This is a genomic window from Sphingopyxis sp. (assembly GCF_036261875.1).
In the GTDB taxonomy this organism is placed as follows: Bacteria; Pseudomonadota; Alphaproteobacteria; order Sphingomonadales; family Sphingomonadaceae; genus Sphingopyxis.
In genome coordinates, this window is record NZ_DATAJZ010000007.1 from 286,445 (window position 1) to 303,693 (window position 17,249).

A 17,249-nucleotide genomic window follows, 5' to 3' on the forward strand; every position below is an offset into this window, starting at 1 on the left:
TATGAATGGGCTTCAAGAAAATATCGCTGCCTTGGCTGCGGAGCAACGATGCCGCTTGGGTCGCCTGTTCTTAGCGCGGTGCTTTCCGCGTCGATTTTCACTGGAGGGACGCTTGAATATTTCCTCGGTTCGCGGAGGCCGATGACAAAGGGGACGCCGTCGGAGGCCGAAATATGCGGCCCGTTTGCAAATCGATGCGCTCCTGCCGCGTCAGCGCGAGGTCATGAAGCTGAGGGCAAGCCGACAACCGAGCAAGCAGATCGCGTCCGCACTCTCGCTCTGCGAACGGAGGATAAAGATGCACCACGCGGCTGTGCTCAGCGCGGTCGGCATTGAGACCACGGCAAATGCAATCAGGATGTCGGCAAAGGCGAAGCTTCAAGCTGCCGAGCCCAGTCCGCGGTTTTCCCCTTTGGGCAGGTCGCGGGAAAGACGAATGCACGTTACGCGCGGTCTTCAAGCGCATCGTCGGCGAGCGCGGGAGGACTCTCTGGAAGGCAAGCGCGCCCTCGTCATCGGGAGCAGCGGCGGTATCGGCCGAGCCCTTGTTGATGCGCTTCGCTCTTCCGGAAAATACGGCCGCATATATGCTGCAAGCCGGAACCGGATCCCGGCCCATGACGATGTGATCACGCCGATAACGGTCGATATCCTTGATGAAAGCGCGCTTTCCGAAGCTTCTCGTGCGGTCGCACAGGATGGCGATCTTGATCTTCTGATCCTGGCAACGGGCCTTCTGCACGGCGAGGGCTCGATAAACCCCGAGAAGAGCTTTCGCCACATCGATGCTGCGGCAATGACCAGGGTGTTCGCGGTCAACAGCATCGGCCCTGCGCTGGTTGCCAAGCATTTCCTTCCCGTTCTTGCCGCAAAGCGCCGGGTGGCCGCAAGTTTCCTGTCGGCGAGAGTCGGCTCGATTGCGGACAACAGACTGGGGGGATGGCACAGCTATCGCGCATCGAAGGCGGCGCTCAATGCCCTTGTGCGATGCTTCGCTATCGAGCTTCGTCATCGCAACCCAGAGGCGATCGTGGCAGTGTTGCATCCTGGAACCGTCGATACGCCCCTTTCCGAGCCCTTTCAGGCGCGGATCCCCCCAACTTCGCTCTTCGCTGCTGAAAACAGCGCCGCCCACATGCTCGCCGTGATTAACCAGCTCATTCCGGCGGATAGCGGGGGGTTCTTTGGCTGGGATGGTCGACCAATCCCATTTTAAGCAGCCATTGAAGCCCAGACCATTCTGGTATGCTTAGCTGCTCGGTCATGGCGACGACTATGGATAGTCGACCGTCGGCGAGCTATCGGGGTACAATCTGTGGGCGCTCACCCGAGCGGAAAATCTTCACGCGATCCGCTGCGCGGGAGGGGGGCGTTAAGGATTCGGGCTATGATTTGACGCTGATTCGTATGACCAAATATTGATCGATAGGGCGTCGTACCGCGGAAGCGGGCCCGCGCTCGTGGCAGTCTTCGCCGTAGGCTGATCGCACGCAGATGGCGGTTCATGGGTTGCAGATGAGGCAGAGCCCGGGTTCGGCTCTTCGGTCGGCATCAAGACATCGTTCCGCCTGATGACCACAGTTTCCGCATTGACGAACCTCGATCCATGACTCGAAGGTCGGGTTTTCGCACCAGAGACAGGGTCGGCCATCTTTCGTCTGCGGCGTCCAGCCGGGATAATCGCAAGCCGGGCACCGCGTGGTAAGGGTGCTTAGCAGTTCCTGCACCGCGAGCGATATCGATGCCATCCGCTGCGGATTGCGATTTGCGCGCATATCGGCTTCCAGCCATACCGAGCCGCCGCATTCGATAGCGGCCTGAGCCTGCGAAATCAGAATGCTCCGATCCGACACCCCCTTGGCGATGATCGGGCCGTCGCGGCCTGCCATCAACACGATCGCATGGCTCGGAAAGCCGATTGCTTGGGCGAAGGCTTCGACCTCGTCGATCGTCGAGGCCTGCGCCTGGCGGAAATTGGTGTCGAGGCTGAGATATCGGCCCACGATCATCGCGCCGGACTGCCTCTCGAGGAGCCCAACCAGTTCGAAGCCGGACGGGATGAAGGGGAAGGCGGGATGCGGTCCGAACGCCCCCTCGCTCGCTACCGCATAATCGGCTCCCGGCGCGGCGGCGAGTCCGGCACGAGCTTTCGCATCCAAGGCCGCCCGTTGGCTCCCCGCGCGTCGGATGTCGCGCGTGAAGGTGCCGAAGCGATCGGTGTCGATCGCCGGGCAGGGCAGAAACGCGAGACCCAGCGGCGCAAGGGCAGGAATGATGACGCGCTCCTTGCCGTGCATCGTCGCAACGACGGCCGTGCGGCCGCGCGTTTCAAAGGGACGGTCCACGGGGTGTGCTACGCGCGGGCGAGAAATAGTCAGACCGCATGACCTCGACATCGGACAGAAAGGTCACTCCCGGACGGCTTTCGAATAGGCGTGACAGGCCGCCGGCGACATCGGCGATGACCGCCTCGTCGCCGACGCCCACGAACATCACCAGGCCGCTTTCATCGTTAAAGATCGTCCTGCCCTGATGAAAGCCGTGATGGCCCATTCCGGCAACGTCGCGGATCATGGTCCAGCCGCTGACGCCGGCCGCGCGCAGCAAGTCTTCCACCATCGTTCGATCCTCCGCCCGCATGACGATTTCGATCTTGCGGCGCCGGTGAAGCGGCAGGGGCAAGGCATTTTGCTTCATGGTCATGATCAAATCTCCTCCTTAACAATCGACACAGAGAAGGTTCCGGCCTTCGCCGCAGTCGGCGCCGTCTTCGCGCCAGCGCCGCGCGCGCGCCGTTTCGGGATCGATCACGATAAGTTGCACCCAGCCCTTGCCGAACAGTCGCCGGAGGATGTCGCTGGTCTCGACGAGCGCAGCCACGCGATCGAACGGTGCATGAACGATGGCCAGCAGACGCTGCGGAACGTGGTGCGGAAGTCCGTTGTCGCGAAAGAGCGACTGGCGGGGCAGGCCGATCTTGAGATCGCCGCCGTTTCCCTGGACGACGCCAATGCCGCCGATGACATTATGGGTGACCTTGTCGCCCGACCCGTAACGCTCGTTGTCGATCGTGGAAAAGAGATATTGGCAGTTTATCCACTGCGCCACGACCATTGGCGCCGTCAGAATCGTCGCCAGCGCGCTGCCGTCGCGGTCGGCCCGCCAATCGTAGCTATGGAGGAAGGCGCGCCCTTGAAGGTCGATGGCGCGGGTCAGGTCGCGCGGGCCGACGATGAAGGCGGCATTCCCGGCAAGACCCCATTCGGGCCTGACTTCGCCCCAATGCACGGCGCCCGTCAGCAGGTCGCCCGGCGCTCGGTCCAGCGACCGGGCGCGGCGGGCGCGGTTGGCTCCGGCGGCACGCGCGAGACTTGCTGAAAGCGCGGCGAGGTCGGCGGCGTGGGTATCGGGTATGCTATCGGCATCGAAGATCGTCACCTCGTCCGTCGTCGTGTTATGTTCTGCAGCCAGAAAATAGGTGGTTGGCGGCAGCTTGAGGCCTTCCTCCGCCATGCCCGAGCGCACATCTGCATCGTTCAGCATCGCTGCCAGCAGTCGCGCGTTCGAGCCGCCCGCATGGCCGCTGCAGGCGCCGCAATCGAGCGCGGCCGCATAGGGATTGTTGACCGCGCTTGCGCCATGTCCCGTCAACACGACAAGCCGTGCCGTATCGGGCCGCATCCCGGTCAGGCGGAACAAGGCAGAGGCATAACCGACCTTGTCGGCAAGCGAGACGCCGGTGTGATTCGCATAGCCTTCAGGCGCGGGCGCGAGAGCGAGCTGCCGGCGCTTGCGGAGCGTGGCGGCCGCGCGGCTTGCCGCGAGCGGCGCGAAGGTCCGCGCCAGCATCAGGGCTGCGGCGAGCGGTCCGGTCGCCTCTGCAGCGGCAAAGGCAGTTGCCGGGCCAACTTTCGCAGCCGCGAAAAGATCGCTGGTGCAGGCATCGCGACGCGCCCCGTCAGCGATTGCCTCCGCTTCGCTTTCCCGGCCGGGGACTGGACGCTCCGAAATGTCGTGCCGGGGCGAGAGAAGCACCGGCAGCAGGCGGGCGCGATGCGCGCCGGCGAAGGGATGCAGCGCAATGGGCAAACCGAAAAATCCGGCATAGCCGAAGGTTTCATAATTGCCTTCTGCTTCCAGAGCTCGTCGGAAGGGCTCCGAGCGCACGTCGATGCATAAAACCAGCTGGGCATCGGGCCGGAGGGGTGGGTTGCTGGTTCGAGCGGCCCTTTGCAGTGCCGGCATCAGGCCGTTTGCATAGCTCCGTTCGGCGGCCGTCATGAACAAGGCACCAAGCGCGTCGTCATCGACGCGCGCCACCGCGTCGAGCCTTTCGGCATTGCGCGCGTCGAGCGCCTTGGCGGTCAAGCCGAAGTGGGCCAAGAGCGCGGCGCGCCTGTCTTTGCCGGCGGACGGCGCGGGGGGCAAAGCGGACACTGCGTCGGCGCGCGCCAGCAAGATCCAGAGCGCGGCGAGATCGGCCATAGTTGCCGGGACATCGGCCACGCGGTCAGGGTCGGCATGGTCGGTGCGCCAGCGGATATGGCCAGCCCATCCCGGGAGACGTGCCACCAGACCCGACAGATAGGCGAGTTCGTCGACCGGTACTTCCAGACTCGCCAGCCCCTCGGAAATGGCCTCAAGCGGGTCGCGCGGGACGCTCAGCAGCAACGCTGCGCCCCGCGCGCCTGTGAGCGTCCGGTAATCAGGGTCATACGCTGCCATCGCCAGCACGGCGCGATAAAGCCCGAGGTCGCGGTACGGCAATGGCATCGTCGTCATGCCATGGTCGAAAAAGGCGCCGCACCATTTTGCGATGAACGCCGCATCAGGGCCAAGTCCGTCTTTCCGCTCGGGCTGGTCGCCGGGTTCGATCGCCAACAGGCACGCCATCAGCGCGTCGAGCATCGTTACGCCGGGCGCAATAGGCGCGGCGGCGTGATAGATGCCGCCCAGATGTGCGATGGCCGCATCGCGCAAGGCGGCTTCGTCGATGCGGTCATTTTCGTAAAGCCGCCGCCAAAGCGCGAGCGGCAGCGTGCGGCGCGCGCCGAAAAGCTTCGATGCTTCAGCCACGGCTTGCGCGAACGGCAGCTCTTCGAATCTCGCCAGCGGGTTGACGGCAATCGCGCTTTCGAGCGGCCAGAGCGGCGCAACCGTGCGCGCGGCGAGCGCAACGAGCCCGGCGACTTCGGTCCGGCCGAGCCGTTCCCCTGTGCGTTCGATTGGAGCAATCATGTTCATGCGAGATCTCCGGTACGGTGGGCGGGAAGGGAGCCGGCGTTGAGAAGGCGGACGTAGAGCGCCGGGGGAAGCGCTGCGCCGCGCGCCATCCGCGCGGCTTGGAAGAGCCATGCGATCAGAAAGAGGGCGGCAATCGCAATCAGCAAGGGTGACGGAAGCAAGGGTTCGGCGTGCGCTTGATAAAGGCTGCCGATCAGCAAAAGACCTGCTGCGTTTGCCGCGATCAGTGCCGTGACCAGACCGACCAGCCATGCGCGCGCGCGGCGCGAGGCGGGAGCGCCATATCCTGCAATCAGCGTAGCGGCGGCTGCGGCCACGGCGAGGGTTAGCGCCACCAGGTCGCCGCCCACTTCGGCTTTGAAGGCCATACAGGCGCCGGCGCACAGCGCGAGGAGAGCGGCCATCAGGACGGCCGAGCGGGAAATCGGAGCCCGCTCGCGTTGGCGCATCCCGATAAGCGAACCCGCCCCGAGAAAAAGCCAGGCCTTGAACAGTCCGTGCGCCACGATATGCCAGAGCGCGGCGGCATAGGCGCCAAGGCCGCAGCTCATGATCATAAACCCCATTTGCGATACGGTCGACCCGGCTAGCGCGCGCTTGACGTCGGGGCGGACGGCCATGACGCCGAGGCCCCACAGAGCTGCGAAAAGCCCCAGGCCGACTGCCGCATAGCGCGCCGCAGGCGCTGCCTCGAGGACCGGTGCCAGCCGCAGCAGCAAAAAGCCGCCGGCATTGACAAGCCCCGCGTGCATTAGCGCCGACACCGGCGTTGGTGCTGTCATCGACGAAAGCAGCCAAGCCGAGAAAGGCGGCAGAGCGCATCGCGCAGCCGCCGCGATCACGAGAAGCAGCGCCGCGAGGTGGCTAGCGAGAGGAGAGAGGCTGCCGCTTCGCGAAAGTGCGGCGTTTACATCGGTTGTTCCGCCATGTCCCCCGACAATCGCAAGCGCGGCGAGCAGCGCGAGATCGCCGATCAGGAAGGTCCGCCGCGCGCGCATGGCGGCTTCGCGAGCTTCGGGGAGGGCATCGGAATGACCGATGAGACTGGCCAGCAGAAGTCCGCTTGCTATCCAGGCGGCGCCGAAGGCCAGCAGATCGTCCGTCAGGACGAATAGCAGGACCGATCCTATCAGCAGGGCGATCCGCGCGAAATAGGATGCTCGCCGACGATCAGTCCGCATATGTCTACACGAAAAGGCCGCGACGATGGTGCCCACGAACATGGTCAGCAGAGCAATGACGAGTTGAAGGGGAGAGAACGCCAGGCGGCCGTCAGCCGCCAGCAAAGCCAATCCGGCGATTCCGATAAGGGCGATCCAGACGGGCGGGCGCACGCCCGGAAGCGTCGAAGCGGCAGCATTTTGGGCGGTGTTGTCGGACATGCGACTTCCTTTCGCCGCCGCCAATGGCGCACCGCCAAAAATTGACAAAACGAGTTTTTAAAATGTCATTCATTGACAATTACAATGGCTGCGGCAAATTCCTGCCATGACCGGCACGCTAAACCTCGATCTTGATTTGCTCCGCTGCTTTGTGACCATTGCCGAGGTGGAAAGCTTTACCCGGGCCGGCGACCGCCTTGGCCGAACGCAATCGACGATCAGCTTGCAAGTCAAGCGGCTCGAGAGGCAATTGGGCAGGGCGCTCTTCGCGCGCACCCCCCGGTCGCTCAGCCTCACCGAGGAGGGCAGGCGCTTGCTCGGTCCGGCGCGGCAGCTGCTGCGTCTGAACGACGCGGCCATCGCCGAGCTTTTTGAGCCCGATATGGCCGGACGCGTCCGGCTCGGGGTACCGGAGGATTTTGCCACTGCGCATCTCCCTGCCGTACTGGCGACCTTCACCAAGGCGCATCCGCTCGTTGAGCTCGAGGTGACTTGCGATCTCACGCTCAACCTTCTCGACAAATTTCATGCCGGCGCATTCGACTTCGTGCTCGTCAAGCGTGAGCCTTCTGCGCCGCTTGAGGGCGTGCGGGTGTGGCGCGAGCCGCTGGTCTGGGTGGCCCGCGATCAGTCGGCTGCAACAGGCCTCGCGAGCATTCCGCTCGTCGTCTCGCCCGAGCCTTGCGTTTATCGCAAGCGAGCCGTCGATGCGCTCGAGGCGATCGGTCGCGACTGGCGCGTGGCCTATACTTCGACGAGCCTCGCGGGCAGTCTTTCGGCGGTGAGCGAAGGCCTCGGCATTGCAGTGCTCCCTCGCGAAATGGTGCCGCCGCACCTGACCCCGATTGCCGGAGAAGCCGATCTTCCGCTGCTTTACGACACCGAAATCGCGTTGATCGAGGCGGCGGGCCTGGCCGACACGGCGCACCGCCTTGCCCAACATGTTGTCGCCGCGCTTGAACGCGGTAGCTAGGACCAGACGGTTCGAGTCGGCGCAACAAATGCGGGTCGCTGGAGCCAAGAGGCAACCCGATGATGCGTTTGACGGCGGCTAGCGAATTGACGGATGGCCCATCTGCCTAAGGGGCGTTCGATCGGTTTTTGCGATTGACCTCTAAAAAGGCGACTGACCGCTACCGGCCATTGTCCCTTGCTTCGGACGCGCGTGTCCGCTTCCTCAATGGAGTCATCGCATTAAATGGCGGCGATTTATCACGCTCAATCGGCCGGCGATCATCCTTGGTATGCAACCGCGGTTCGGTGATCTTGTTGGTCGTGCTGCCCTGTGCGACGGCATTGGGCGCTCGCTCACCGAGATGGAACGACAAGGCGCGCTCGGCGCTCAGCGAAGCGGGCGGATAACCGTGCGCTTCGTCCCGGCCTCGCTCTTGAGCGCCGCTGGCGCGATGCCGCGTTCGACCCAAGCTTCGAGCGCCAGCCGCACGTCGTGCTCGCGGTCCTGGTGCACCGCGGGCGCGTCGAGCGACTGGCCGAAACTCGTCGCCGCTGCGCCGCCTTGGCAATGCGACATGCCGGGAATAATGAACAGGCGATAGAAGTCGGTGGTTTTGCCGCGCGTCGCGGCCTGCACCGCACGGTACCAGTCAACCCCGAGGCCGGGCGCGATCACCGGGTCCGACTGACCGAAATAGGAAAGAATCTTGCCGCCGCGATCATGGAAGCCCTGCAGGTCGCCCGGCTTGATGTCGAGTTCGCCAGCGAGGGTTTCGTCGCTGAAATGCCCCAAGAGATGCGCGCGCGACTGCTCGGCAAAGGTCAGCTGCGACTGCGCGGCCGTGTCCGGGTTGGCGATCCAGTACGCCCAGTCTTCCGCAGTGATCGCTGTAGGAGAATATCCCGCTGCGATGATCGCATCGAGCGTCGCCCGCTTCTGCGCGGGTAACTTAGCCTGCGTCCGCTCGGCGGCTCCAAGCCACCCGCCCGGCGCCCGCATCGCATACTGTATCGCGCCGAAATTGCGAAACTGCCGCGTCCACGGGTTCGCTGGCGCCCCGGCGATGATCCCGCTCCAATCGTCGGGCCAGCGCGCCGCCGCCATCAGCGCCATCCGCCCGCCGTTCGAACAGCCCATGAAATAATGCCGGATGGGCGCGCGGCCATAATAGGCCCCGACCAGCGCCGCGGCGGCATCGCGCGTCGCCTTGATCGACCGCCAGCCGTAATCGGCAAGCGCGACCGAATTGCCCGGCGCCCAGCTCGCATCGAAGCCATGGCCGCGATGCCCCGTATCGGTCGCCGCAATGGCATCGCCGCGCCGCGCGCCCTCGTCGAGCGTCGGCAGGTGGATCGCTCCCGCGAACCCGCCATTGCCGATCTGGTAATAGCGTCCGCTCCAGCGGTTAGGGGCGGGCAAGTACACGCTGAAGCGGATGTCCGATCCCGGTACCGGGTGCGCCGACCCGTTGACCCGGCAGACGCCGTCAGACAGCACCGCGCTCTCGACGACCGCCTTGTCGATCGTCAGCTTCGCGAGGTTCGCGCAGGGGTCATCCACGAGCGGACTGCCGAACGACAAAAGCAGCAGCAGCCAGGCGAGGACGTCAGGCAGCTTTCTCGTCTTCCCACGCGAATTTGAACGCGCCCGCGGTCGGGTCGACGCCGGCGAGCATCATCCCCTGGCCGCGCGAGCTATGCCGGTCGTTCAGCGGCACGTCGGCCGGATCGCGGAGCTGGATGAGCAGCGTCGTACGCGGCTCGTCCGACGTGTTGAGGCCAGATCCGTGGACGGTCAGATAGTGGAAGAACAGCGCATCGCCCGCCTTCGCCGGCAGGGGGGTGGCGCCCTCGATCGGGTAGGTTTCGGTCGAAGCATGATGGTCGGCGCCCTCGGCGGGAAGCGGGCCGAGCTTGTGCGTCCCCGGATAGACGCGCAGGCACCCCTTCTCTTCGGGTGCATCGTCGAAGTGCAGGATCACCGCGATCATCGAATGGTCGCGATGCGGAAAATAAGGATAGTCCTGATGCATCGGGAAGGGCGAGCCCTTTTCGGGCGGCTTGATGAACATCTTGTTGTGATGAAGCTGGACGTTCGGGCCGATGATGTCCTGCGCGATCTCGGTGAGGCGCGGGTCGGTGAGCAGGCGCGTCACCATCGCCGACCGGAAATGGACGTCGTGGCAATGGGTGATCGTCGTGCCGCTGCCCCGCACACTGTCCCATGTCGCGTCGCTGTTGCCTTCATTGTCGGCGATGCGGTGCATTTCGGCGCGGAAGGCCGCGGCCTCCTCGGCGCTGAACAGTCCGGGGACGAGGACATAGCCCTGATCATCGTAGAATTTTTTCTGCTCTTCGCTCAGCATCGCCGCGGCATCCTCATAGTCTCGATATGGCCTGATGGTGCCGCTTCCGGTCGACCATCGCAATTGGCGTGCGCCTAATCTTGTGGTAAAAAATCGAACATGGAAATGATCGATCTGCCGCTGGAAGATTTGCCGCGCATCGCGGTCGCCGGGCAGTTCCTGCTGGCGGATCGCGGATTTGCGACGATCCATCAGGGACGCACGCACGCGCTGCACCTTCACGGTTATACCGGCGAGATGGAGCTGGCGGGAAAACGCATTCGGATTGCGCCCGGCGATGTGACGCTCAGCCCCGCGGGCCTGTCTTCGAGCTACGACCTTGCCGGGCCGGGCACGCATTGGTGCATCCATATCGAAGCGGGCGATGGACGGGGGACGCGCGCGCCGGTCGCGCTGCACGTGTCGGACTGTGGCGCGCTCCGCGAACGGTTTGCACATGTCAGCGGCCTCTTCGCGACCGCGAGCGACCCGATCGCGCATATCGCGGCGCGGCTCGCGGCGCAGGAACTGCTGGTGACGCTCGCGCGGCGTACCGATCCGTTGCCGGAAGATGACGCTGCAGCGCGCGCCGCCGAATATATCGACCATCATTTTCCCGAAGCGATCGGCGTGCGCGAGGTCGCAGCCGCGGCGGGCCGTTCGTCCGCTTACCTCGCGCGTCTTTTCCGCGGCCGCTTCGGCACCACGGTGCCCCACCGCCTGCTTCAGCGCCGCGCCGAACATGCACGTTTCCTGTTGGAATCGACCGACCTGCCGATCTGGCGCGTCGCCGAGCGCTGCGGCGTCGCCGATGCGCAGCGCTTCAACAAGATGGTGCGCAGCCTGCTCGGCGCCAGCCCGAGCGCGGTGAGGGCGCGGGTCCGGGGACCGGTGGTCGATCCCGATCGATAGCGTGCAAAATGAACCCCGGCGAAAGCCGGGGTCCAGGGTTGGGAGGGTAAATTGGGGGGGCCGGCTTCGCCGGGGTTCAATATATCAGCGCCACGCCAGCCAGATCGCCGCGGTCCACGAGAAATCGTCGCCGCCGCTGCCCGATCCGTCGACGGGGCTGTACGCTTCGTAGAAGCCGTTGCGCTCCATCAGCGCCAGCGTGTCGTGGCGGACGCGCGCCGCCTCGGCATCGAAGCCCGCTTCGGCCAGACCGGTGCCGATCATGTAGTTGACCACCGCCCACACGGGGCCGCGCCAGTAGCGGATCATCTGGAAGCCGGGATCCTCGGGGTCGAGGCTGGGCATCAGATATTCGACCTTGCTGCCGATACGGTGCAGGTGCGCGAGCATTGCGGCATCCTTCGCCGGGTCGGCGAGCCCGGCATAGAAGCTCAGGAACGAGGCGCTGGTGATGAAGCCCGACGAGCGGCCGGTGAGCAGGTCGCGCGAGCACCAGCTGTGCTTTTCCTCGTCCCACAACCAGTCGATCCCGGCTTCGGCCGTCGCGATCATCGCGCGGATTTCGGCGGCTTCCTCGTCGCGGCCGAGATAGTCGGCGAGGTGCAGCAGGTCGCGGTTGGCGCGCAGCAGGATCATCGACATGCCGATGTCGGCGACCTTGAACGGATTGCCCGCGGTGATCTTTGCATGGTCCCAGCCCTGCGCGACGCCATATTGGACGAGCGCGAGGTAGCGGTCATACTCGAGCTTGGTCGGACGCATCTTCGCGTCGAGATGGCCGGTGTCGCGGCGGACATATTCGCCGACGTTCGAAATATCGATCGGCTCGCCGGGAATGTCCCATTCGGGCGAATTGTCGCGGCCGGTTTCCCACGGATGCATGGCGACGACGACGCCGCGGCCGTCAGGGTCGCGATAGTCGCGAAACCAGCGGTGCCAGGCGATCAGCTTGTCGAACAGGCTTTCGAGGCGCAGGCGATAGGCGTCGTCGGCGTCCGCCGCGATCGCGCTGTCCCACAGCTTGCGGACGACCGTCGCCGCGACCGGCGGCTGGGTGATGCCCGAGGTGACGGGGGTCTTGCCCGTCGCCCAGACCGAGGGTCCGGGGAAATAGCCCGGATCGTCCTGCCAGAAGACGATGTGCGGCAGAAAGCCGTCGTCCCACTGCGCGTTGAACAGGGTCTCGACTTCTTTCCACGCGCGGTCGCGATCCCAGGTGTCGAAGCCGAGGGCGACGAAAGCCGAGTCCCAGTTCCACTGGAAGGGATAGACCCGGCCGTTGGGGACGGTGTAGCCGCCCCGGTCGTTGGCAGTCAGGATGGCGCGGGCACCCACGTCAAGCGTTTCGATAGTCATTGTCGCGGATGCCCGTTTTCTCGTCAGAAGTTGAAGGTTGCGCGTGCGGTGATGCGGCGCGGCAGGACCGGACGGCCGACGAAGTAAGCGCCGCCGACGGTCTGGTTGTTGTCGAGACGCGGCGACCCTTCGGTCGTGGCGTCGGTGTCGAACAGGTTGAACACATTGACCCCGAGACGCAGGCTCTTGTTGCCCATCGGCACCGTATAGCCGGCGTCGAGGTTGACGATATTCCATCCGTCGAGCTTGATCGAATTGTTCGACGCGGTGAAATTGTCGCCGGTGTAGTTGGTGAAGAAGGACACATCGAGCGCGCCGTCGTCGTAATAGAGGCCGGCGTTGTAGAGGATCTGCGGCTGACGCTCCAGATCGTTGCCGATGATCGCCGGGTTCGAGGTCGGGACACCGCCGACGTTCGACTGGAACTCGGTATATTTGGCCTTCTGCAGCGTGAGGTTGCCGTTGAAGCGCAGGTTGGTGAGCAGCTTCAGGTCGAACACCGCCTCGACGCCGTAGGATTCGGTCGCGACGAGGTTGACGAGCTCCTGGAAGCCGCCGCCCGGCGCGTTGACGAACAGGACCTGACGGCGGTTCTTGAGGCTGGTGTAGAAGGCCGAGGCCTCGAGGCTGAAGGCCGGCTGGCTGACCTTGATGCCGCCCTGCACCTGTTTGATGATTTCGCCCTCGTAGCTCTGCGTGCCCGGCGAGGCGCTCGCATTCGCCGCGGTCCCGGCAGGCAGCGGCAGGAAGCCGACCGCGCGCACTTCGGGGAAGAAGTAACCGCGGCTCGCATTGAGATAGAGGCTGACGTCGTCGGTAAGCTTGTAGAGGCCACCCGCAGCGATCGCCCATTCGGTCGTCGACACCTTGCCGGTCAGATAGCCGTCATTGCCCCATATCACGTCGCGCAGTGCGCCCGACAGGTTCGGCGTCGTCGCGTCGGTGACCGTCGTCGAGGTGCGCTCGCGGCTGATGTCGCCCTTATAATGTTCGACGCGGCCGCCGATATCGAGGTTGAAGCGGTCGCCGATCTGCATCTGGTCGGCGAAATAGACCGCGTAACGCTCGGCTTGGTGCCGGTTGTTCACATAACCGCCGCCGGCGTTGAGCAGGCCGTTCCGCGAAATGACCGTGGTGGCGCCGCTGATCGGGTTAGTGACGGTCAGATTGACGAGCTGCGGCTGGTTGTTGAACGCGCCGAGGAAGGTCGTCGTGACATTGACGTCGCTAGCGACCGTATCGGCGTAGAAGCCGCCGAGCGTGAAGCTGTGCTCGACGCTGCCCGTGGTCGCCTGCTTGGTGAGGTTCAGCTCGGCCGAAAGGTCGTGCATCGGCCTGTTGCGGTCGGTGAAGCGGTTGGCGAAGAGGATCGCATTCGCGGGCACCGCGCCGCCACCGACATAAGTGAAGCTGGCGTTCGCGGCGGTGATGCCGTTCAGCTCGGGAATCTGGCCACGGCGGGCGGCGTTGGTGACGAAGGCGCTCAGCGTCTCAGGGACGTTGACGACGCCGTCGCCGTCGGACCACAGGCCGAATTTATGCTTGTAATCCGAGTATTTTACGCGGCCGTTGATGCCCCAGCCGCTGTCGCCGAAGTCCTTGTCAAACGCGATCGCGACTTGGCCGCCCTTGCTCGTCACGCCATCGGTGATGCCGGTGGTGAAGGCGCCGTCGGGGGTGTTGAAGCCCAACCCGGCGACGTCGGGGGTCAGCAGCTGATAGACCTTCTTGCCGTCGTTGCCCGCGACGCGGCTGCGCGTCGTGCCGTCGAGCGGGACGGGCAAATAGAATTGCGCCTGATCGTCGATATACTGGCCGTAAAGCGTGATCGATCCGCTGTCGTCGGGGAACTCGTACTTCAGGTTACCGCGGATCTGGAAGCCTTCGGTATCGAGGCCCGTCTTGATCGGGCCGTCGTCTGAGCGGTAGAAGCCCGACAGCGCGAAGAACAGATTTTCGCCGAGCGGCCCGCTGACCGCAAGGTCGCCGCGATAGCGGCCCTTTTCAGCCCATTCGATCTGCGCCGTGCCCTCCAGCTCGTCGCGGCCGGTCTTGCTGATATAGTTGATCAGGCCCGCGACCGAGCCGGGGCCGAACAGGTTCGACACGCCGCCGCGCACAAACTCGAGGCGCGAGATGCCGAGGTCGTTGCGGTAGTAAACGTCATAGGCCGACGAGTTGAGGCCGAACGTCGACATGACGGGGACGCCATCGTACATCAGCGGGGTGAACTGATACTGGCCGCCCGAAGGCAGGCCGCGCACGAACACGTTCGATGCGACCTCGCCGCCGCCGGCATCGGCCTTGATCGTCGGGATGCTCGCAAGGATGTCGGCCTGGCTGCTGACGCCGAGGCGTGCGAGCGAATCTTCGCCGACCGAAGTGACCGCGAGCGGGGTGTCGAGTGCGATACGGCCGCGGCTGGTACCGGTGACGATGATGGTGTCGGCGTCGTCCGCGACGGCCTCGTCGGCGGGAGCGACCTCGGCGTCCTGTGCCCAGGCCGACTGCAGCGGAATCAGCGTCGCGGCGAGCGGCGCGGTGCAGAGCAGGGCGTTACGGAAAGTGCGCGAAAAGCGGCGGCGGACGGTCATGCTGGTCTCCTCCCATAGGTCTCTTCCGGCCTCTGACAGGCCTTTGTCATAAAAACTGAAGGGCGAGGCCGGTTGACGAAAGCCCGTATTGTTGCAACGCTGTGTTGCTAGCAATGGCACTATAAGCAACAATATTACGGGAGATTCCGATGCTCGATCTGGGCGATCTGCAGGTCTTTTCGAAGATCGTCGAGACCGAAAGTCTGACCAAGGCGGGGCAGGCGCTGGGGCTTCCCAAGTCGACCGTCAGCCGGCGTATTTCCCGTCTGGAAGAGAATCTTGGCGTTCAGTTGCTGCACCGCTCGACGCGCTCGGTGACGGTCACCGAGGACGGCGCGATGTTCTTCGAATATTGCCTGCGTTCGCTCGGGGTGCTGCGCGACGGCGAGCGCGCATTGCAGAATCGCCAGAACGTCCCGCGCGGCGTGGTGAAGATCGCGATCCCCTATGTGCTCGGGCAGAGCCTGATCGGTCCGCTGCTTGCAAGCTTCCTCGATCTCTACCCCGACGTGCGACTCGTCAGCGTGATGACCGACGATGCCGTCGGGCTGCTCCGCGCCGGCTTCGACGTCGCGCTCGCGGTGGGCCCCTTCGCAGACTCCGAACTCGTCGCGGTCAAGCTCGGCGTGACCGAATGCGGGCTGTTCGGCGCGCCCGGCTATTTCGAGCGCAAGGGCATGCCGCAGAACCATGTCGAGCTGCCGCGCTTCGACCTGCTCGCGACCGGCACCGTCGACCGACGCCACCGCTGGCCGCTCCACACCGAGACCGAGCAGGTGACGGTCGAATTCTCGCCGCGCCTCGTCTGCAACGACCTCAATCTGCTCCGCCACGCGGTGCGTTCCGAACTCGGCATAGCGACGCTGCCCGCCTTCCTTTGCAAGGCCGATTTGGCCGAGGGAATGCTCGTCGAGGTGCTCCCCGGCTGGCAGGCGCCCGACATGAGCTTCTATGCGCTGTTTGCCGATCCCAAGGGCGTGCCGGTGCGCGTCCGGTCGCTGATCGACTATCTGACCGAGAAGCTGAGACCCACGCTTTCGTGGGAAATTTAGCGCCGTTGCGAAAAACGGAACAAATAGTTCCACAATCTGGCGCTAGGCGCTTTCGCCGCTCTGCTTCACCCCATGGGGCAAATCATAAGTGGAGGGTGTCATCGCTACCGAGGCCGAACAGGTGAGCCGGACGAGCCAGCGCGAGCAGCTGATCGCGCTGTTCCGCGAATCGGTGCGCGCGGTGAGCCCCGAGGTTGCGATGCCGCGGAAGATCCCGCACTCGCCGCACGGCCGTACCGTCGTCATCGCGGTCGGCAAGGCTGCCGCCGAGATGATGCGTGTCGCACAGGACCGAGCCGAACAACCGCTGAAGGGACTCGTTGTCACGCGCCACGGCCATCTGCCCGAGCCCGCGCCGTCGTGGCCTGATGTCGAGATCATCGAGGCGGGGCACCCCTATCCCGACGAGAACAGCCTGCGCGCTGCCGAACGCGCGCTCGCGATCGCCACCCGGCTCGAGGCGGGCGACAATCTGCTGCTGCTGCTCTCGGGCGGCGGCTCGGCGCTCCTCGCGGCGCCTGCGGGGGGATTGACGCTGACCGACAAGCAACAGATCACCCGCGCGCTGTTGCAATCAGGCGCGACGATCGAGGAGATCAACTGCGTCCGCAAGCATCTCTCGCGCGTCAAGGGCGGGCGGCTGGCGGTGGCGGCGGGCGCCGCGCATGTCACGACGTGGATCATCTCGGACATTCCGGGCGACGATCCCAGTTTCGTCTCGTCGGGGCCGACCGTTGCCGATCTCACCAGCCTGTCGGACGCGCGCGACATCGTCGCCAAATATGGCATCGAGCCTTCGATGCAGGTCGCTGCGGCGCTGGACGACCCCGCGAACGAGACCCCCGCCGCCGATGCGCTCGGCATCGCGGGCGGCGAGACGCAGATCATCGCCAAGGCGCGCGACGCGCTTGCTGCCGTGCAGGCGATGGCGGGCGAGGCGGGGTATCAGGTCACCAACCTCGGCGACCAGCTTCAGGCCGAGGCGCGTCATCTCGGTGCCAGCCACGCCGCGCTCGCGCGCCGGATGGCGAAGGACGGCACCGCGCGCGTGATCATTTCGGGCGGCGAGACCACCGTCACCGTCACCAACAAGGCGGGGCGCGGCGGCCGCAATCTCGAATATCTGCTCGGCCTCGCGATTGCGTTGAATGGCGAGCGCGGCATCTTCGCCATCTCGTGCGACACCGACGGGATCGACGGCACCGACGATGCGGCGGGCGCGACGATCGGCCCCGACACGCTTGCGCGCGCCCGCGCCGCGGGGATCGACCCGGCCGAATATCTGGCGTCGAACAATGCCTACAGCTTTTTCGAAAAACTCGGAGACCTGGTCATAACCGGGCCCACGCTGACCAATGTGAACGACTTTAGGGCGATCCTGATCGACCCGACGGCGTAAGGGAGAAGAGA

Annotated in this window: 13 protein-coding genes; 5 read left to right on the top strand and 8 right to left on the bottom strand. The window is 64.9% G+C overall.

What is annotated here, in order from left to right; genetic code table 11:
• Positions 1-184 precede the first annotated feature (184 nt).
• Positions 185-1,216 (top strand): SDR family NAD(P)-dependent oxidoreductase, encoded by a 1,032-nt coding sequence (locus VHO04_RS03200; protein ID WP_414713075.1) that lies wholly within the window; start codon positions 185-187, stop codon positions 1,214-1,216.
• Positions 1,217-1,502: 286 nt separating this feature from the next.
• Here the strand turns inward: VHO04_RS03200 and VHO04_RS03205 are convergent, their stop codons facing one another.
• The 4 genes from VHO04_RS03205 to VHO04_RS03220 are packed head-to-tail and all read right to left on the bottom strand — an operon-like array spanning position 1,503 to position 6,626.
• Positions 1,503-2,297, bottom strand: a complete 795-nt coding sequence (locus VHO04_RS03205; protein WP_293643499.1) for a DUF6671 family protein — start codon at positions 2,295-2,297, stop codon at positions 1,503-1,505.
• Between the two features lie 31 nt (positions 2,298-2,328).
• The gene (locus VHO04_RS03210; protein WP_293643498.1) at positions 2,329-2,703 is read right to left on the bottom strand and encodes a P-II family nitrogen regulator; all 375 of its coding nucleotides are present in this window, start codon (positions 2,701-2,703) and stop codon (positions 2,329-2,331) included.
• Between the two features lie 15 nt (positions 2,704-2,718).
• The gene (locus VHO04_RS03215; protein WP_329627005.1) at positions 2,719-5,355 is read right to left on the bottom strand and encodes a DUF2309 domain-containing protein; all 2,637 of its coding nucleotides are present in this window, start codon (positions 5,353-5,355) and stop codon (positions 2,719-2,721) included.
• Complete coding sequence (locus VHO04_RS03220) at positions 5,241-6,626, bottom strand: proton-conducting transporter membrane subunit (RefSeq protein WP_293643496.1); 1,386 nt, start codon at positions 6,624-6,626, stop codon at positions 5,241-5,243. Before VHO04_RS03220 ends, VHO04_RS03215 begins: the two co-directional genes overlap by 115 nt.
• A 106-nt stretch (positions 6,627-6,732) precedes the next feature.
• Between VHO04_RS03220 and VHO04_RS03225 the strand changes: the two genes are divergently transcribed.
• Positions 6,733-7,599, top strand: a complete 867-nt coding sequence (locus VHO04_RS03225; RefSeq protein WP_293643495.1) for a LysR substrate-binding domain-containing protein — start codon at positions 6,733-6,735, stop codon at positions 7,597-7,599.
• 369 nt (positions 7,600-7,968) lie between these two features.
• On the opposite strand, the gene VHO04_RS03230 is transcribed toward VHO04_RS03225, so the two are convergent.
• Both VHO04_RS03230 and VHO04_RS03235 read right to left on the bottom strand, forming a co-directional pair.
• Positions 7,969-9,141: a tannase/feruloyl esterase family alpha/beta hydrolase gene (locus VHO04_RS03230; RefSeq protein ID WP_293643494.1), complete on the bottom strand. Its 1,173-nt coding sequence runs from the start codon at positions 9,139-9,141 to the stop codon at positions 7,969-7,971.
• A 46-nt stretch (positions 9,142-9,187) separates the two neighbouring features.
• Positions 9,188-9,946 carry a phytanoyl-CoA dioxygenase family protein gene (locus tag VHO04_RS03235; protein ID WP_293643493.1) on the bottom strand — a complete coding sequence of 253 codons (759 nt, stop codon included), beginning with the start codon at positions 9,944-9,946 and terminating at the stop codon, positions 9,188-9,190.
• A gap of 99 nt (positions 9,947-10,045) precedes the next feature.
• On the opposite strand from VHO04_RS03235, the gene VHO04_RS03240 reads away from it, so the two are divergent.
• Positions 10,046-10,837, top strand: coding sequence for a helix-turn-helix domain-containing protein (locus tag VHO04_RS03240; RefSeq protein ID WP_293643492.1), 792 nt, complete (start codon positions 10,046-10,048; stop codon positions 10,835-10,837).
• Positions 10,838-10,921: 84 nt separating this feature from the next.
• Here the strand turns inward: VHO04_RS03240 and VHO04_RS03245 are convergent, their stop codons facing one another.
• A complete protein-coding gene (locus VHO04_RS03245; protein WP_329627006.1) occupies positions 10,922-12,172 on the bottom strand; it encodes an MGH1-like glycoside hydrolase domain-containing protein in 1,251 nt (416 codons plus the stop codon).
• Positions 12,173-12,216: 44 nt separating this feature from the next.
• The gene (locus VHO04_RS03250) at positions 12,217-14,787 is read right to left on the bottom strand and encodes a TonB-dependent receptor (protein WP_293643490.1); all 2,571 of its coding nucleotides are present in this window, start codon (positions 14,785-14,787) and stop codon (positions 12,217-12,219) included.
• Positions 14,788-14,936: 149 nt separating this feature from the next.
• Here VHO04_RS03250 and VHO04_RS03255 point away from each other — a divergent pair, with 149 nt between their 5' ends.
• Both VHO04_RS03255 and VHO04_RS03260 read left to right on the top strand, forming a co-directional pair.
• On the top strand, positions 14,937-15,839 hold the full coding sequence (locus VHO04_RS03255; RefSeq protein WP_293643489.1) for a LysR substrate-binding domain-containing protein: 903 nt from the start codon (positions 14,937-14,939) through the stop codon (positions 15,837-15,839).
• 88 nt (positions 15,840-15,927) lie between these two features.
• The gene (locus VHO04_RS03260; protein WP_293643488.1) at positions 15,928-17,238 is read left to right on the top strand and encodes a glycerate kinase type-2 family protein; all 1,311 of its coding nucleotides are present in this window, start codon (positions 15,928-15,930) and stop codon (positions 17,236-17,238) included.
• Positions 17,239-17,249 lie beyond the last annotated feature (11 nt).